The organism is Mycobacterium sp. FW102-FHT13B02 (assembly GCF_058790275.1).
Window position 1 is genome coordinate 209,469 of the sequence record NZ_JBYTCM010000003.1, and the last position, 17,459, is coordinate 226,927.

The window sequence follows — 17,459 nt, forward strand, 5'->3', positions numbered from 1 at the left end:
ACCAACTGAACCAAAAGTAATGTCACTTTTAGTTTTGCTGCGTGAGCTACGAGGAGCCCAGCATGGAATCATTCGTCCACCTGCGAAAAGGCCGGACCCCGAAGCGGGTACACGCCGACCTGGACGGCCTCAAGGACGATGAGCTCGGGCGCGGCGGATTCGTCGGTCGCACCGCCAACATGTACCGGCGCAACGACCCCACGGCGTATCGCACCGTCGGCCCACTGCGCCCCACCGACGTGCTGTCGTCCGAGCTGAAGCCGTCGGACGCGACGGACCCTCAGGGCACTCCCCTGCTGATGTTCTCGAACGCCGACTGCCAGGTGCTGCTGAGCCGGCGGAGCGCTGAGATGCCGTTCTTCGTCCGGTACGTCGACGGCGATCTACTCCTTTTCGTGCACAAGGGTTCTGGGCTGCTGGAGACCGAGTTCGGGCCGCTGCGCTACCGCGAGGGTGACTGGGTTTACCTCCCCAAGGCATGCACGTTCCGGCAGGTGCCGGACAGTGAGAGCACGTGGCTGATGATTCAGGCCACCGACGACTTCCGGGTACCGCCGGCGGGCACGTTGGGACGGCACTTCCCATTCGACCCGGCTCAGGTCACCATCCCTGAACCGGAGCCGATCGACGACGACGGCCGGGACGAATACGAGGTCCGGCTGATGCATGAAGGCGGTCCGACTTCGCTCTTCTACCAACACAATCCGCTCGATGTGGAGGGCTGGCGAGGTGACAACTTCCCGTTCACCTTCAACATCGAGGACTACACCGTCATCACGTCCGAGAGCGTGCACCTCCCGCCGACGGTGCACCTGTTCATGCAGGCGACCGGCGTCTACGTGATGAACTTCCTGCCCAAGCCCGCCGAGAGCGTGCCGGGTACCGAGCGCACGCCGTGGTATCACCGCAACGTCGACTACGACGAGATCGCGTTCTTCCACGCGGGCTCGCTGTACGGCATTCCGATGCCGCCGGGCCTGGTTTCCCATGCGCCGCAAGGCGTTCACCACGGCGCACCGGAAGCCGCGCGCGAGCGTGCCCGGCGCAAGTTCGACCAATACGACCGCGTCGACTGGTCGGTGATCGCCATCGACACCCGCCGGCGCCTCACCCCATCCGCCGAAATCCTCGCCAACGACCTGGGACAGCACTAGTGATGAGCGCTGGCGCGAAGAACAAAGGACAGCGATGACAACGATCGATTCACCCGTGAAGCACGACTATGACCGCATCCCGTATCTGGTTGCGTACCAGAACAACTCGTCGGTGCGCGATGTGTACGGCGGCGTCGCCGAACTCGTGGTGCTGGAGAGCTATCTACTGAAGCCCAAGAACAAGGCATCGGACACCGTCCTGGTGTTCATGCATCCGATCGGCGGCGGCGCGTACCTGCCGATGATCAACGCGCTGGCGCGCGCCGGCCACCACGTCATCTACTGCAACAGCCGGTTCCGTGGCACCGACTCGGCGCTCCTGATGGAGAAGGTGGTCGAGGACCTCGGCGAGTGCATCAAGGACGCCAAGAACCGGTTGGGTTACGACAAGGTCGTACTGGCCGGGTGGAGTGGCGGCGGCTCGCTGTCGGTGTTCTACCAGCAGCAGGCGCAGCACCCGACGGTGACGGCCAGCCCGTCCGGCGACGGGCCCGACCTGACGAAGCTGGGTCTCATCCCGGCGGACGGTCTCATGCTGCTGGCCGCCCACATCAGCCGGCACGGCACCATGACCGAGTGGATGGACGCGTCGATCCTCGACGAGAACGACCCGTCCAAGCGCGATCCGGAACTCGACCTCTACAACCCGGACAACCCGAACCAGCCGCCCTACACCCATGAGTTCCTGCAGCGGTACCACGACGCGCAGATCGCCCGGAATCGACGAATCACCAAGTGGGTCAAGGAAAAGCTCGCCGAACTCAAGGCCGCGGGCCGCCCCGATGACGAGTTCGCGTTCGTCGTCCACGGCACCATGGCCGACCCACGCTGGCTCGATCCCACGGTCGATCCCAACGACCGCACCCCGGGGCAGTGCTATCTGGGGGACCCTCAAGTGGTGAACATGAGCCCGGTCGGCCTTGCCCGGTTCTGTACGTTGCGCAGCTGGCTGTCACAGTGGAGCTATGACGATGCCAACGGTGACGCCGTGAAGGCCGGCCCGGATATCGCGGTGCCGACGCTGGTGATCGGTAACCTCGCCGACGACGCCTGCACCCCGAGCCACACGCGGCGGCTGTACGAGGCCATCGGACATCCCGATAAGGAGATGCACGAGATCCCGGGCGCCAACCACTACTACTCCGGCCCGGACCAGCGCGGCACGCTGCGCCAGGCCGTCGGGATCTGCACGGATTGGCTACACCGGCAAGGGTTCTCCAGATGACCACTACCGGCGCACTCGACGGCGTCAGGGTCATCGAACTCGGCACCCTGATCTCGGGCCCCTTCGCGGGCCGGCTGCTCGGCGACATGGGCGCAGAGGTGCTCAAGATCGAGTTGCCTGCTTCCCCCGATCCGTTGCGGACCTGGGGTCAGGCCGAACTCGACGGAAACCGTTTCTTCTGGACGGTCCACGCGCGCAACAAGAAGGCGGTGACCCTGGACCTGCGCACCGAACGCGGCCGGGCACTGTTCCTCGAGCTGGTCAAGCAGTCCGATGTCATCGTCGAGAACTTCCGGCCGGGCACCCTGGAGAAGTGGAACCTGGGCTACGACGTGCTGCGCGAACATAATCGCGGCATCATCCTGGTGCGGGTATCGGGTTACGGGCAGACCGGTCCCGACGCCGGCAAGGCCGGCTACGCGTCGGTCGCCGAGGCGGCCAGCGGGCTGCGGCACATGAACGGCTTTCCCGGCGGACCTCCCCCGCGGCTGGCGCTGTCGCTGGGCGACAGCCTCGCCGGCATGTTTGCCGCGCAGGGAGCGCTTGCCGCGCTGTATCGGCGCAGCGTCACCGGTGAGGGGCAGGTGGTCGACACCGCGCTGACCGAATCCTGTTTGGCCATCCAGGAATCCACCATCCCCGACTACGACATCGGTGGCGTGGTGCGCGGGCCGTCCGGCACCCGCCTCGAAGGCATCGCACCGTCGAACATCTACCAGAGCGCGAACGGCAGCTGGGTGGTGATCGCGGCCAATCAGGACACCGTGTTCCGGCGGCTGTGCCAGGCGATGGGGCGGCCAGAATTGGCGACCGATGAGCGGTTCGTCGACCATCTGGCGCGCGGCCGCAACCAGGACGAACTCGACAAGCTCATCGGCGGCTGGGCTGCCGAGCGTGAGCCACAGGACATCATCGCCACGTTATCGGAGGCCGGGGTGATCAGCGGGCCGATCAACACCGTCGCCGAGGTGGTGCAAGACCCACAGCTGCAGGCGCGCAACATGATTGCCGACCACTGGGACGAGCGTGTGCAGCGCAACGTGAAGGGACCTGGCGTCGTACCGGTGCTGTCGGACACACCCGGAACCATCCGCAACGCCGGATCGGCGCGCCCTGGTCAGGACAACGACGAGGTGTACGGCCGGTTGCTCGGTCTCGACGCCGAACAGTTGGCGGCGCTACGTGCGGAGGGCGTGCTGTGACCGATCTGCCGTCCTACGTCACCATCCGTGAAGTCTGCCTGCGCGACGGGCTTCAGCTCGAGGACCCGATTCCGTTGTCCGCCAAGCTTGAACTACTCCAGGCCATCGTCGCCACGGGCGTGCAAGAGATCGAGGCCACCGCTTTCGTGTCGCCGTCCAAGGTGCCCGCGCTGGCCGATGCCCCCGAGGTGGCAGCGGCGCTGGCAGCGTTTCCCGGCGTCGAGTTCTCCGCGCTGGTGGCCGGCCCCGGCGGTGCGGGCCGCGCGCTCGCCGCGGGCATCCGTTCCCTGGAGTACGTGGTGTCTGCCGCAGACAGTCACAGCCAGGCAAACGTCGGCCGGTCGAGCGCCGACTCCACGACACTGATCGCCGACATCGTGGGCTTGGCCCACGACAGCGGTGCGAGTGCCGAGGTCATCATCGCGACGGCCTGGGACTGCCCCTTCGACGGCCCGACCGATCCGATCCGGGTCGTCGAGATCGCCACAGCGGCATTGGAATTCGGTGCAGACCGGGTGGCCATCGCGGACACGATCGGTACCACCACCCCGCGACGGGTCACCGACCTGATCACCCGGGTCCGCCCCGTCATCGGAGCCCTGCCCCTCGGCGCGCATTTCCACAACACCCGCGGGGCGGGTCTGGCCAGTGCCTACGCCGCCGTGCAAGCCGGCGTGACCCGGCTCGATGCGTCGGTGGGCGGATTGGGTGGCTGCCCGTTCGCCCCGGGCGCGACAGGCAACATCGCGACGGAGGATCTGGTCTACCTGTTGCGGGACAGCGACATCGACACCGGCATCAACCTGGACCTGGCCATCGATGCGGCCATGGTGGCGCAGCGCGTCGTCGGCCACGAGCTGCCCAGCGCGCTGCTGCGCGCGGGCGACCGGCTGCTGGGCTGAGCATGCCGGCCGACACTCTGACCGCCAAGGGTCGCCAGACCCGCGAGGCCATCGAACTCGCGGCGCGGAAGCTGTTCGCCGAACGGGGCTTTCACGGCACCACACTGGCCGACATCACCTCGGCCGCGGGCAAGTCATCGGCAGTGTTCTACCGCTACTTCGACGACAAGGAAGACCTGCTGGCCGAGCTGGCCGAATCATTCCTGCATGACATCGTCACCCCCTCGGGAATGAGCGTGCCGCTGCCGGAATCCCCCGAGAACACCGACTACTTCGCCACGGTGGTGACCGGGTACTGGAATCTGTTCAAGCAGAACATCGGCATCATGATCGCGGTCGCCCAGCTGGGCGCGACCCAGCCCCGATTCGCCAAGGTGCAGCACGAGTTCCGCCGCTTCGGCATGGACATGGTCGCCGACTCGGTGCGCCACGCCGCCGAACAGGGCTACGCGCAGGGCCTCAATCCCGAACACATCGCGGCTGCCATCGCGCTGCTGTTCGAGAACTTCACCGTGGTGGTGGTCGGCAATCCGGGATCGGAACTGCAGATCAGCGACGAGGACGCCATCACCACGCTGTCGACCATCTGGAAGAAAACCCTGTACGGCTTCTGACCGAAAGAGGAATCACCGTGGATTTCGCTCTACCGGAACACCTTCCGGGCCTGCTGGCCGAGATGGACGCATTCATCGAGGCCGAGATCAAGCCGCTGGAACGCGAGAACATGCAGTACTTCGACCGGCGCCGCGAGTTCGCCCGCACCGACCTCGAGAACGGCGGCGTACCAACCCGGGAATGGGAGGACCTGCTCGACGAGATGCGTCGCCGAGCCGACGCCGCCGGCTGGCTGAGATACGGCCTGCCCAGCCAATTCGGCGGCCGCGACGGCACCAACCTGGACATGGCGGTCATCCGGGAACACCTGGCGCACAAGGGTCTCGGCCTGCACAACGACCTGCAGGACGAGTCGTCGATCGTCGGGAACTTCCCTCAGGTCATCATGATGAGCCGGTTCGGCACCGAAGCCCAGAAGGCCGAATGGGTCGAGGCCATGATCACCGGTGCGCGGTCCATGGCGTTCGGCCTCACCGAACCCGACCACGGCAGCGACGCCACCTGGCTGGAGACCACCGCGGTCCGCGACGGTGACGGCTGGATCATCAACGGCCGCAAGCGCTGGAACACCGGCGTACACCGGGCCACCCACGACCTCATCTTCGCCCGCACGTCAGGTGAACCCGGTCAGGCGGTCGGCATCACCGCCTTCCTGGTCCCCACCGACACGCCCGGCTTCACCGTGCCGTACTACTGGTGGACGTTCAACATGCCCAGCGACCACGGCGAGGTCGAACTGAAAGACGTTCGCGTGCCCGATGATGCGGTGCTCGGCAAGGTGGATCATGGCCTGGAGGTCGGCCAGACGTTCCTCCATGAGAACCGGATTCGGCAGGCCGCGAGCAGCCTGGGAGCCGCCCAGTACTGCATCGACCGCGCCGCGCAGTATGCCGGCGAGCGCGTCGTGTTCGGCAAGCCGCTTTCGGTCAACCAGGCCGTGCAGTGGCCACTGGCCGAGCTGCAGACCGAGGCCCAGATGGTCCGACTTCTGGTGTATTACGCCGCCTGGCACCTGGACCGGGATCACCACATGCAGGTCTCCCACAAGGTGTCGATGGCCAACTACCGCGCCAACCGACTGGTGTGCGAGGCCGCCGACCGGGCCATGCAGATCCACGGCGGCATCGGCTACAGCCGGCACGAGCCGTTCGAGCACATCTACCGGCATCACCGTCGCTACCGGATCACCGAGGGCGCCGAAGAGATTCAGATTCGCCGGGTGGCGCAACGGATGCTGAAGTTCGGACGCAAGTGATCGATTCCGCGGCACTGACCCGGGTGCTGGCCCCCGCGCTCGGCGATGTCCAGGTCGAGAACCTGCGCGAGCTGACCGGCGGCGCCAGCCGTGCGACGTGGGCGTTCTCCGCGGCCAGTGCCGACGATGTCCGCCAATTGATCCTGCGCGTCGGCCCGCCCGACGAAATCCACGCCGGCATGGAACTGGAAGCCGCGGCGCTGTCCCGGGCCGCAGCCACAGGTGCACCGGTGCCGCAGGTGCTGGCAGCGAGCAATTCGTCTGAGGCCCTGGGCAATCCATTTCTGGTATGCGACTTCGTGCCCGGTGAGACCATCGTACGCAAAATCCAGCGGTCCCTCGATGACGAAGGCCGGGCTACCCTTCTCGAACAGTGCGCCGAAGCCCTGGCATCCATCCACCGCGCCGACCCCACCGGCATCGGGCTGTCGAGTGCGGACCAACTGGGTTCGTGGCGGCACGAGCTCGATGAGATCGGTGACACGACAGCCACTTTCGAATGGGCTTTCCGATGGTTGGAGCGCAATCAGCCCGCGGACATCGGCGACCCGGTGCTGGTTCACGGCGACTTCCGGATGGGCAACCTGATCATCGATGGCAGCCGGCTTTCGGCCGTGCTCGACTGGGAGCTCACCCATCTGGGCTCGCGCGCCGAGGACCTGGCCTGGTTCTGCATCCGAGCCTGGCGATTCGGAGCACCGCGCGCGCTGGACGCCGGCGGCCTGGGCAGCATCGGCGACTTTCTCACCGCCTACGAGCGGTCCAGCTCGATCACTCTGGATCGCAAGACCTTTCACTGGTGGCTGGTGTCGGCCACCCTGCGCTGGGGCATCATCTGCCGGTACCAGGCGCAGCGCCACCTCTCGGGCCAGACCAGATCGGTGGAGTTGGCGGCCATCGGCCGCCGGGTGTGCGAGACCGAATGGGACCTGCTGGGCCTCCTGGAGGCCCGATGAGCCACTACCGGCCGACCGCCGCCGAACTGGTCGCCGCGGTGGCCGAGTTCCTGGAGACCGAGGTGCGAGAGGCCACCGGACCCGATAGTCGGCTCGCCGACGCGGGCGCGGTGAACTTCCATGCCCGCGTCGCGGCGAACGCGCTGCGGATCGTCGAACGCGAGCTCGGCCAGGTCGGTCCGGAACCCGGACTGCTCGGCTACCACGACGAGCAAGCGCTGGCGCACGCCATTCGCGCCGGTGACTTCGATGACCGCCACGATGAACTCTTCCCCACGCTGCGAGCACTGGTACGTCATCGCCTCGACGTGGACCACCCGGGCTACGAGGACGAGTAGGCCAAACGCGGCCTTCCTGTCGACCGGACTGTCGTAGCCTGGGCAGGTGGCCGACCCTGCCCTCAAGATCCTGGTGTACAGCGACAATCCGAACACCCGCGATCAGGTGCGCACCGCCCTGGGGCGGCGCATTCATCCGGACCTGCCCGACCTGACGTATCTCGAGGTGGCGACGGCGCCGGTGGTGGTGAGTTCTGTCGACGCCGGCGGCATCGATCTGGCCATCCTCGACGGGGAGGCCACGCCCGCCGGCGGGATGGGGCTGGCCAAGCAGCTCAAGGACGAGGTCGTGAACTGCCCGCCGATCGTGGTGCTCACCGGCCGTCCGGACGACGCCTGGCTGGCCTCCTGGTCTCGCGCAGAGGCTGCGGTGCCCCACCCGATCGACCCGATCCGGCTCGGCGAGGCAGTGGTGTCGGTGTTGTCGCCGCACCAGTGAAATGTTGCGGTAACCAGCACGAAATAGCCTGTGGCCGTTCACTCTTCGCGTCAGCAGCGGCGGAGCGCGGGAACATCAGGAACTGATCATGATCCTAGCCAAAATGCGGCGGCCGTTCCGTTAACCGAGCTAAGCTGTGGGCCAGCTCACATCGACAGCTCGACGAGGGAGCCGCACAGGGCATGACGAACGTATGAACGTCTACATCCCCATCCTGGTACTCGGCGCGATCGCGGCTGCGTTCGCAGTCGGTTCGGTCGGAATCGCGCTGGTCATCGGCCCCCGCCGGTACAACCGGGCCAAACTCGAGGCCTACGAGTGCGGCATCGAACCGATGGCGCCGGGCTCACCGGGACATGAGACCACCGGCCAGCGATTCCCGGTCAAGTACTACCTGACCGCCATGCTGTTCATCGTCTTCGACATCGAGATCGTCTTCCTGTATCCCTGGGCCGTTTCCTTCGAATCGCTGGGGGTGTTCGCAGTGGTGGAGATGCTGCTGTTCATGCTGACGGTGTTCGTCGCCTATGCGTACATCTGGCGGCGCGGCGGACTGAGCTGGGACTGACGACCGATGGGACTCGAAGAACGTCTGCCCGGCGGCATCCTGCTGTCCACTGTCGAGAAGGTCGCGGGGTACGTGCGCAAAGGGTCGCTCTGGCCCGCCACCTTCGGGCTGGCCTGCTGCGCCATCGAGATGATGGCCACCGCCGGCCCGCGGTTCGACATCGCCCGCTTCGGCATGGAACGGTTCTCCGCGACGCCGCGTCAGGCCGATTTGATGATCGTCGCGGGCCGCGTCAGCCAGAAGATGGCGCCGGTGCTGCGCCAGGTCTACGACCAGATGGCCGAGCCCAAATGGGTGCTGGCCATGGGTGTGTGTGCATCCTCCGGCGGCATGTTCAACAACTACGCCGTCGTGCAGGGCGTCGACCACATCGTGCCGGTCGACATCTATCTGCCGGGCTGCCCGCCGCGGCCCGAAATGCTGCTCAACGCAATCCTGAAGCTGCACGCCAAGATTCAGGAGATGCCCTTGGGCGTCAATCGAGCCGAAGCCATCGCCGCGGCCGAGGAAGCTGCCCTGCAGGCACGACCCACCATCGAGCTGAAGGGACTACTGCGGCCATGACCGACACACCCAACGGCGCAGAGGCGACGGGTTCGGAGATCATCGGGACCCGGCGCGGCATGTTCGGCGTGCGCGGCAGCGGTGACACGTCGGGTTACGGCCGGTTGGTCCGGGAAGTGGCGCTGCCCGGCAGCTCGCCGCGGCCGTACGGCGGCTACTTCGACGACGTCGTCGACACGTTGGCCGCCGCACTCGGCCAGGACCAGTTCGCCGCCGCCATCGAATGTGTCGTGGTGTTCCGCGACGAGCTGACCATCGAGGTGCGCCGCGCGCATCTGGTGGCGGTGGCCCAGGCGCTGCGCGACGAGCAGCGATTCGAGTTGTGTCTGGGAGTTTCCGGGGTGCACTACCCCGACGACACCGACCGCGAGCTGCACGCCGTCTATCCGCTGATGTCCATCACGCATAACCGCCGCATTCGCGTCGAGGTGTGCGCTCCGGATGCCGATCCGCATGTCCCGTCGCTGTACTCGGTGTACCCGACCACCGACTGGCACGAGCGCGAGACCTACGACTTCTTCGGCATCATCTTCGACGGCCACCCGGCGCTGACCCGGATCGAGATGCCCGACGACTGGGTAGGACATCCGCAGCGTAAGGACTACCCACTCGGCGGCATACCCGTCGAGTACCACGGCGCGAAGATTCCGCCGCCGGACGAACGGCGGGCCTACAACTGATGACTCTGGGCAACGAACCCGATGGCCGCGAACGCGTGGTCACCGTCGGCGGTCAAGACTGGGCCGACGTCGTCGCCGCGGCGCGCGAGAGCGCCGTCGCCGGCGAACGCATCGTGGTCAACATGGGACCGCAACATCCGTCCACCCATGGCGTGCTGCGGCTGATCCTGGAGATCGACGGCGAGACCATCACCGAGGCCAGGTGCGGAATCGGCTACCTGCACACCGGAATCGAGAAGAACCTCGAATACCGCACCTGGACGCAGGGCGTCACGTTCGTGACGCGGATGGATTATCTGTCGCCCTTCTTCAACGAAACCGCGTACTGCCTGGGCGTCGAGAAGCTGCTCGGCGTGACCGACGATATTCCCGAGCGCGCCAACGTCATTCGGGTCATGCTCATGGAGCTCAACCGAATCTCGTCGCACCTGGTCGCACTCGCCACCGGCGGCATGGAACTGGGCTCCATGTCAGCCATGTTCTTCGGGTTCCGGGAACGCGAACTGGTGTTGTCCATCTTCGAGACCATCACCGGACTCCGGATGAACCACGCGTACATTCGCCCGGGCGGGCTGGCCGCCGACCTGCCCGACGAGGCGCTGCCACAGCTGCGGGAACTGCTGCAGCTGTTGCCGAAACGGTTGCGCGACATGGAAAACCTGCTCAACGAGAACTACATCTGGAAGGCCCGCACCCAAGGGGTCGGGTACCTGGACCTGACCGGCTGCATGGCCCTGGGCATCACCGGCCCGATACTGCGGTCGACGGGGCTGCCGCACGATCTGCGCAAGTCGCAGCCGTATTGCGGCTACGAAACGTACGACTTCGACGTCATCACCGACGACCAGTGCGATGCCTACGGTCGCTACATCATTCGGGTCCGCGAGATGCACGAGTCCATCAAGATCGTCGAGCAGTGCGTAGAGCGATTGAGCAAGACTGTCCCCGGACCCGTGATGATCACCGACAAGAAGCTGGCCTGGCCGGCGGATCTGAAGGTCGGCCCCGACGGCCTGGGTAACTCGAAGGAGCACATCGCGAAGATCATGGGCTCATCCATGGAGGCCCTGATCCACCACTTCAAGTTGGTCACCGAAGGTATCCGGGTACCGGCCGGGCAGGTGTACGTCGCGGTCGAATCGCCTCGCGGCGAGCTGGGCGTACACATGGTCTCCGACGGCGGCACCCGGCCGTACCGAGTGCACTACCGCGACCCGTCATTCACGAATTTGCAGGCGGTGTCGGTGATGTGCGAGGGATCCATGGTCGCCGACGCCATCGCCGCGGTGGCGTCGATCGACCCGGTCATGGGAGGCGTGGACAGATGACCGCTATCGAACTCCGTCTCGGGCCACGTCCGGACGAGCCCGGCCCGCCCATCGGCCAAGGGCCGCGGTCCTATTCGACAGAGGCGAGCACGAGGCTGGCCGCCGATGCGGCCGCAATCATCGCCCGCTACCCCAGCGCGCGCTCGGCATTGTTGCCGCTGCTACACCTCGTCCAGTCGCAGGACGGCCATCTGACACCGGCCGGAATCTCTTTCTGCGCTTCGCAATTGGACCTCAGCGCGGCTGAAGTCACCGCTGTCGCCACCTTCTACTCGATGTACCGGCGGACCCCCACCGGTGAATATCTCGTCGGGGTCTGCACCAACACGTTGTGCGCCATCATGGGCGGTGACGCCATCCTGGAGACACTCGAAGAACACCTCGGCCTCGGCGCCGGCGAGACCACCGCCGACGGCCGGGTCACGCTGGAACACATCGAATGCAACGCCGCCTGCGACTACGCGCCGGTCATCATGGTCAACTGGGAGTTCTTCGACAACCAAACCCCCGGTTCCGCCCGCGAACTCGTGGACGCACTGCGGGCCGGCGATCCGGTGACCCCCACCCGCGGCGCAACCCTCTGCACGTTCAAGGAGACCGCGCGCATCCTCGCCGGTTTCCCCGACGAGCGGCCCGGCAGCAACGACTCCGAACCGGGCGCGGCCACCCTGGCCGGGTTGCGGATCGCGCAGGAGCGCGGGATGGAGGCGCCCCAATGACCTCGACGGGACTGACGCCGGTACTGAGTCGGCATTGGGATCAGCCCCAGTCATGGACGCTGCAGAGTTACGTTCGGCAGGGCGGCTACCAGGCCCTGCGCTCCGTGCTCCGGAAGCAGCCCGCCGAAGTCATTGCGCTCGTTAAGGATTCGGGCCTCCGGGGCCGCGGCGGCGCGGGCTTCCCGACAGGGACGAAGTGGTCGTTCATCTCCCCCGACGACGGCCGCCCGCATTATCTGGTGGTCAACGCCGACGAATCAGAACCCGGGACGTGCAAGGACATCCCGCTGATGCTGGCCTCGCCACACGCGCTGGTGGAAGGCGCCATCATCGCGTCGTACGCCATCGGCGCCCGGCACGCCTTCATCTACCTGCGCGGTGAGGTGGTTCCCGTCCTGCGCCGGCTGCAGGGCGCCGTGGCCGAGGCCTACGCCAACGGCTATCTCGGCACCAATATCGCCGGCACCGGCTTCGACCTGGACCTGGTGGTCCACGCCGGCGCGGGCGCCTACATCTGCGGCGAGGAGACCGCACTGCTCGACTCACTGGAGGGCCGGCGCGGCCAACCCCGGTTGCGCCCACCGTTTCCCGCGGTCGCCGGGCTGTACGCCTGCCCGACCGTGGTCAACAACGTCGAGTCGATCGCCAGCGTCCCATCGGTGATTCGCCACGGCGTCGACTGGTTCCGGTCGATGGGGTCGGAGAAGTCGCCCGGCTTCACGCTGTACTCGTTGTCCGGCCATGTCGCGCGGCCGGGACAATACGAAGCGCCCCTGGGAATTTCGCTGCGTGAGCTCCTGGAGTACGCGGGCGGGGTGCGGACCGGCCATCAGTTGAAGTTCTGGACCCCGGGCGGATCGTCGACACCGATGCTCACACCCGAACATCTGGATGTGCCGCTGGATTACGAGGGCATGGCCGGGGTCGGTTCGATGCTGGGCACCAAGGCGTTGCAGATTTTTGACGAGACCACCTGCGTGGTGCGTGCGGTTCGGCGGTGGACCCAGTTCTACGCGCACGAATCCTGCGGCAAGTGCACCCCCTGCCGGGAGGGCACCTACTGGCTGGCCCAGATCTACGCCCGGCTGGAGGGCGGGCAGGCCGTGGCTGCCGATCTGGACAAGCTGCTCGACATCTCCGATGCCATCCTCGGCAAGTCGTTCTGTGCGCTCGGCGACGGAGCCGCCAGCCCGATCATGTCCTCGCTCAAGTACTTCCGCGACGAGTACGTCGCCCACCTGAACGGCGGCTGTCCCTTCGATCCGCACGCCGCCACGGTCTTCGCCACGGAAGGAGCGGGCGCGTGACGGTCACTGAGCCGGCGAAGGACGCGACAGCCGTCGAGATGGTGTCGTTGACCATCGACGACCAGCAGATCCGTGTGCCCAAGGGCACGTTAGTGATTCGTGCGGCCGAGCTCATCGGGATCCAGATTCCCCGGTTCTGCGACCACCCCCTCCTGGACCCCGTGGGCGCCTGCCGGCAATGCCTCGTCGAGGTCGAAGGCCAGCGGAAACCACTGGCGTCATGCACCACCACCGTTACCCCGGACATGGTCGTGCGCACCCAGCTGACGTCGGAAGCCGCCGACAAGGCACAGCACGGCGTGATGGAACTGCTGCTGATCAACCATCCGCTGGACTGTCCAGTCTGCGACAAGGGCGGTGAATGCCCCCTGCAGAACCAGGCGATGTCCAACGGCCGCGCCGATTCTCGCTTCGAGGACGTCAAACGCACCTTTCCCAAACCCATCAACCTGTCGGCGCAGGTCTTGCTCGACCGGGAGCGCTGCGTGCTGTGCGCGCGCTGCACCCGGTTCTCGAACCAGATTGCCGGCGATCCGTTCATCGAACTGCTGGAACGCGGTGCGCTGCAGCAGGTGGGGATCGGCGCCGGAGGGGACGCCGAGCCGTTCGACTCGTACTTCTCCGGCAACACCGTGCAAATCTGCCCCGTCGGCGCGCTGACGGGCACCGCGTACCGGTTCCGGGCCCGGCCTTTCGATCTGGTCTCCTCCCCCAGCGTGTGCGAGCACTGCGCCTCCGGATGCGCGCAACGCAGCGACCACCGGCGCGGAACGGTGTTGCGCCGCTTGGCCGGTGATGATCCGGAGGTCAACGAGGAGTGGAACTGCGACAAGGGCCGCTGGGCGTTCACCTACACCACGCAGGGCGACCGGATCACCACGCCGCTGATCCGCGAAGCCGACGGCACCCAGCGCCCGGCATCGTGGTCCGAAGCCGTCGCCGTGGCCGTGCGTGGATTGGCGGCGGCCGGCGCCCGGACCGGCGTGCTCGTCGGCGGACGACTCACCATCGAAGACGCGTACGCATACGCCAAGTATGCGCGGATAGTGCTGGGCACCAATGACATCGACTTCCGCAACCGGGTACACAGCGACGAGGAAGCCCAGTTCCTGGCGGCCACCGTCGCGGGCCGGCCGCTGCAGGTGACGTACGCCGACCTGGAAAAGGCGCCCGTCGTGCTACTCGTCGGTTTCGAGCCGGAAGACGAATCACCGATCGTCTACCTGCGGCTGCGCAAGGCATTCCGCAAGCACGGCCTGAAAGTGGTTGCGGTGGCGGCGTTCGCCAGCCGGGGCCTGGAGAAGATGGGTGGCACCCTGATCTCCGCCGCACCCGGCCGCGAACCCCGTGCTCTCGACGCCATCGAGGTGTTGCCGCCCGGTTCGATCATCCTCACCGGCGAGCGGCTGGCCGGTCTCCCAGGCGGGTTCTCCGCGGTGGCCCGGTTGGCCGAGCGCACGGGCGCAGGCGTCGGCTGGGTGCCGCGGCGGGCCGGCGAGCGTGGTGCGCTGGAAGCCGGTGCAGCCCCGAATCTGTTGCCCGGCGGGCGTTTGGTGACCGATCTGCCGTCTCGAACCGAGGTGGCCGTCGCCTGGCATGTGGACGAACTCCCGGATGCACCGGGCCGCGACACCACAGCGATCCTGGCCGCCGCAGCCGACGGCGACCTGGAAGCCGTCCTGGTCGCCGGTGTCGAGCTGGCCGACCTGCCCGACCCGGAACTTGCTCAGCGGTCACTCACCGCTGCGAAGTTCGTGGTCAGCATGGAGGTGCGCCGCAGCGCCGTCACCGACCTCGCGGACGTCGTGTTCCCGGTCGCACCGGTGGTCGAGAAGGCCGGCAGTTTCGTCAACTGGGAAGGGCGCAGCCGGCCGTTCGGTGCCGCTCTGCCACCCGCCACCCGTGCGGACATGGGAGTGCTGGCCGCGCTGGCCGACGAGCACTGCATCGATCTGGGTCTGCGCGACGTCACGACGGTCCGCAACGAGATGAACCGGCTCGGGTGCTGGACCGGACCACGCCCCGCCGCACCGGAATTCACGGCTCCGCCCAACCCGGTGCCAGGACCGGGCCAGGCCGTTCTCGCGGGCTGGCGGATGTTGCTGGACGCCGGCCGGATGCAGGACGGCGAGCCGCACCTGGCCGCCACCGCGCGTCCCGCGGTGGCCCGACTGTCGCCTGACACCGCGGCGAGCGTCGGAGCCGGGGACACGCTCATGGTGAGTACGGAGCACGGCAGTATCACCCTGCCACTCGAGATCACCGATATGCCGACCGGTGTGGTGTGGCTCCCGCTGAACTCACCCGGATCGACCGTGCACGCGACACTGCGCGTCGCCCCGGGCGCGGTCGTCTCGATCAGCGGAGCGGCCTCATGAACTATCCCGACCTCTCGTCCTTCGGTCTCGACCCGTGGTGGCTCGTCCTCGCCAAAGCACTTGGCATTTTCGTCTTCCTGCTCCTGACGGTGCTGGTCGCGATCTTGCTCGAACGCCGGGTGCTGAGCTGGATGCAGATGCGCATCGGGCCCAACCGGGTGGGTCCGTTCGGATTGCTCCAGAGCCTGGCCGACGGCATCAAGCTCGCCCTGAAGGAAGGGCTGGTCCCGGCCGGGGTGGACAAGCCGATTTACCTTCTGGCGCCGATCATCTCGGTGATCCCGGCGATCATGGCATTCGCCGTCATCCCGATGGGGCCACTGGTCCACGTCTTCGGACACGAGACCCCGTTGCAATTGACCGACCTGCCGGTCGCGGTGTTGTACGTCCTCGCGGTGACCTCGATCGGGGTGTACGGAATCGTATTGGCGGGCTGGGCGTCCGGCTCCACCTATCCCCTGCTCGGGGGGCTGCGGTCCAGCGCACAGGTGATCTCGTACGAGATCGCGATGGCGCTGTCGTTCGCCGCGGTGTTCCTGTACGCCGGCACCATGTCGACGTCCCAGATCGTCGCCGCGCAGCAGGGCCGCTGGTACGTCTTCCTGCTGCTGCCGTCGTTCCTGATCTACGTCGTCTCCATGGTCGGCGAAACCAACCGGGCGCCTTTCGACCTGCCCGAAGCCGAGGGCGAGTTGGTCGGCGGTTTCCACACCGAGTACTCGTCACTGAAGTTCGCGATGTTCATGCTCGCGGAGTACGTCAATATGACGACGGTGTCCGCATTGGCCACCACCCTGTTCCTCGGCGGCTGGCAGGCCCCCTGGCCTTTGAGCCTCATCCCCGGAGCCAACACCGGATGGTGGCCGCTGCTGTGGTTCATCGGCAAGGTATGGGCTTTTCTGTTCCTGTTCATGTGGCTGCGCGCCACGCTCCCCCGGCTGCGCTACGACCAGTTCATGGCGTTGGGCTGGAAGGTGCTCATCCCGATCTCCCTGGCATGGATCATGATCGTCAGTATCGTGCGCACCCTGCGTCTGCAGGGCTACGACAGCTGGCCCGTCGTGCTGACGTTCGCCGCCGCCATCGCCGTGGTCGCCATCGCCGGTGCGCTGTGGAACACCATGCGGCGCAGGACCGCTCACCCGGCTGCCCCAGCCGCCGAACCGCCGCCCGGCGCGTTCCCGGTACCGCCCATCCCGGCCAAGGAGGTACACCATGCCCAGTAGGCCCAAATTCATCGAGGCCATCGCCGGCTTCGGCGTCACCTTCGGGACCATGTTCAAAAAGCCGGTCACCGAGCAGTATCCCGAGAAACCCGGTCCGGTCGCGCCCCGCTACCACGGCCGGCATCAACTCAACCGCTATGACGACGGCCTCGAGAAGTGCATCGGCTGCGAATTGTGCGCCTGGGCCTGCCCGGCGGACGCCATCTTCGTCGAGGGCGCGGACAACACGGACGGGACGAGCGAAGCGACGGGGGAAATAACACAGTCACAACGCTTTTCGCCCGGCGAGCGGTACGGCAGGGTATATCAGATCAACTACCTGCGGTGCATCGGCTGCGGGCTGTGTATCGAGGCCTGCCCCACCCGTGCGCTGACCATGACCAACGACTACGAGATGGCCGACGACAACAGGTCCGACCTGATCTACGGCAAGGACAAGCTGTTGGCGCCTCTCGAGCCCGGTATGACCGCACCACCACACGCGATGGTCGACGGCGGCACCGACGAGGACTACTACCGTGGCAACGTCACCGCCTCAGGCCTCTCGCGGCCCGCCGCCGACGAGCCAGCTCGGCGAGAGGCGGCCAAGTGACCGGAGAGGCC

Annotated in this window: 18 protein-coding genes; all 18 read left to right on the forward strand. The window is 66.7% G+C overall.

The features are described from left to right. Positions 1 to 62 precede the first annotated feature (62 nt). Entirely contained in the window at positions 63 to 1,154 is a 1,092-nt protein-coding gene (locus AC3WTE_RS06670) for a homogentisate 1,2-dioxygenase (protein ID WP_492436564.1), read from the forward strand. A 34-nt stretch (positions 1,155 to 1,188) separates the two neighbouring features. After that, positions 1,189 to 2,379: an alpha/beta hydrolase family protein gene (locus AC3WTE_RS06675; protein WP_492436565.1), complete on the forward strand. Its 1,191-nt coding sequence runs from the start codon at positions 1,189 to 1,191 to the stop codon at positions 2,377 to 2,379. After that, the gene (locus tag AC3WTE_RS06680) at positions 2,376 to 3,581 is read left to right on the forward strand and encodes a CaiB/BaiF CoA transferase family protein (protein WP_492436566.1); all 1,206 of its coding nucleotides are present in this window, start codon (positions 2,376 to 2,378) and stop codon (positions 3,579 to 3,581) included. Before AC3WTE_RS06675 ends, AC3WTE_RS06680 begins: the two co-directional genes overlap by 4 nt. Then, on the forward strand, positions 3,578 to 4,483 hold the full coding sequence (locus tag AC3WTE_RS06685; protein WP_492436567.1) for a hydroxymethylglutaryl-CoA lyase: 906 nt from the start codon (positions 3,578 to 3,580) through the stop codon (positions 4,481 to 4,483). Before AC3WTE_RS06680 ends, AC3WTE_RS06685 begins: the two co-directional genes overlap by 4 nt. 2 nt (positions 4,484 to 4,485) lie before the next feature. Then, on the forward strand, positions 4,486 to 5,097 hold the full coding sequence (locus AC3WTE_RS06690) for a TetR/AcrR family transcriptional regulator (RefSeq protein WP_492436568.1): 612 nt from the start codon (positions 4,486 to 4,488) through the stop codon (positions 5,095 to 5,097). 17 nt (positions 5,098 to 5,114) lie between these two features. Beyond that, positions 5,115 to 6,353, forward strand: a complete 1,239-nt coding sequence (locus AC3WTE_RS06695; RefSeq protein ID WP_492436569.1) for an acyl-CoA dehydrogenase family protein — start codon at positions 5,115 to 5,117, stop codon at positions 6,351 to 6,353. After that, a complete protein-coding gene (locus AC3WTE_RS06700; protein WP_492436570.1) occupies positions 6,350 to 7,309 on the forward strand; it encodes a phosphotransferase family protein in 960 nt (319 codons plus the stop codon). Before AC3WTE_RS06695 ends, AC3WTE_RS06700 begins: the two co-directional genes overlap by 4 nt. Continuing rightward, positions 7,306 to 7,647, forward strand: a complete 342-nt coding sequence (locus AC3WTE_RS06705) for a DUF6285 domain-containing protein (protein WP_492436571.1) — start codon at positions 7,306 to 7,308, stop codon at positions 7,645 to 7,647. Before AC3WTE_RS06700 ends, AC3WTE_RS06705 begins: the two co-directional genes overlap by 4 nt. 46 nt (positions 7,648 to 7,693) lie before the next feature. Further along, positions 7,694 to 8,086 carry an Rv3143 family two-component system response regulator gene (locus tag AC3WTE_RS06710; RefSeq protein ID WP_492436572.1) on the forward strand — a complete coding sequence of 131 codons (393 nt, stop codon included), beginning with the start codon at positions 7,694 to 7,696 and terminating at the stop codon, positions 8,084 to 8,086. Between the two features lie 193 nt (positions 8,087 to 8,279). After that, the gene (locus tag AC3WTE_RS06715; RefSeq protein WP_043400785.1) at positions 8,280 to 8,654 is read left to right on the forward strand and encodes an NADH-quinone oxidoreductase subunit A; all 375 of its coding nucleotides are present in this window, start codon (positions 8,280 to 8,282) and stop codon (positions 8,652 to 8,654) included. A 6-nt stretch (positions 8,655 to 8,660) separates the two neighbouring features. After that, positions 8,661 to 9,218, forward strand: coding sequence for a NuoB/complex I 20 kDa subunit family protein (locus AC3WTE_RS06720; RefSeq protein ID WP_459366069.1), 558 nt, complete (start codon positions 8,661 to 8,663; stop codon positions 9,216 to 9,218). Continuing rightward, positions 9,215 to 9,898: an NADH-quinone oxidoreductase subunit C gene (locus AC3WTE_RS06725; RefSeq protein ID WP_492436573.1), complete on the forward strand. Its 684-nt coding sequence runs from the start codon at positions 9,215 to 9,217 to the stop codon at positions 9,896 to 9,898. Before AC3WTE_RS06720 ends, AC3WTE_RS06725 begins: the two co-directional genes overlap by 4 nt. Beyond that, the gene (gene nuoD / locus AC3WTE_RS06730; protein WP_492436574.1) at positions 9,898 to 11,226 is read left to right on the forward strand and encodes an NADH dehydrogenase (quinone) subunit D; all 1,329 of its coding nucleotides are present in this window, start codon (positions 9,898 to 9,900) and stop codon (positions 11,224 to 11,226) included. The genes AC3WTE_RS06725 and nuoD overlap by 1 nt, the downstream gene beginning before the upstream one ends. Then, positions 11,223 to 11,945, forward strand: a complete 723-nt coding sequence (gene nuoE / locus AC3WTE_RS06735) for an NADH-quinone oxidoreductase subunit NuoE (protein ID WP_492436575.1) — start codon at positions 11,223 to 11,225, stop codon at positions 11,943 to 11,945. Before nuoD ends, nuoE begins: the two co-directional genes overlap by 4 nt. Continuing rightward, positions 11,942 to 13,252 (forward strand): NADH-quinone oxidoreductase subunit NuoF, encoded by a 1,311-nt coding sequence (nuoF, locus tag AC3WTE_RS06740; protein ID WP_492436576.1) that lies wholly within the window; start codon positions 11,942 to 11,944, stop codon positions 13,250 to 13,252. Before nuoE ends, nuoF begins: the two co-directional genes overlap by 4 nt. Further along, a complete protein-coding gene (locus AC3WTE_RS06745; RefSeq protein WP_492436577.1) occupies positions 13,249 to 15,630 on the forward strand; it encodes an NADH-quinone oxidoreductase subunit G in 2,382 nt (793 codons plus the stop codon). The genes nuoF and AC3WTE_RS06745 overlap by 4 nt, the downstream gene beginning before the upstream one ends. Beyond that, positions 15,627 to 16,856: an NADH-quinone oxidoreductase subunit NuoH gene (gene nuoH / locus AC3WTE_RS06750; RefSeq protein ID WP_492436578.1), complete on the forward strand. Its 1,230-nt coding sequence runs from the start codon at positions 15,627 to 15,629 to the stop codon at positions 16,854 to 16,856. Before AC3WTE_RS06745 ends, nuoH begins: the two co-directional genes overlap by 4 nt. Next, positions 16,846 to 17,448: an NADH-quinone oxidoreductase subunit NuoI gene (gene nuoI, locus AC3WTE_RS06755; protein WP_492436579.1), complete on the forward strand. Its 603-nt coding sequence runs from the start codon at positions 16,846 to 16,848 to the stop codon at positions 17,446 to 17,448. Before nuoH ends, nuoI begins: the two co-directional genes overlap by 11 nt. The last annotated feature ends 11 nt before the right edge of the window (positions 17,449 to 17,459 follow it).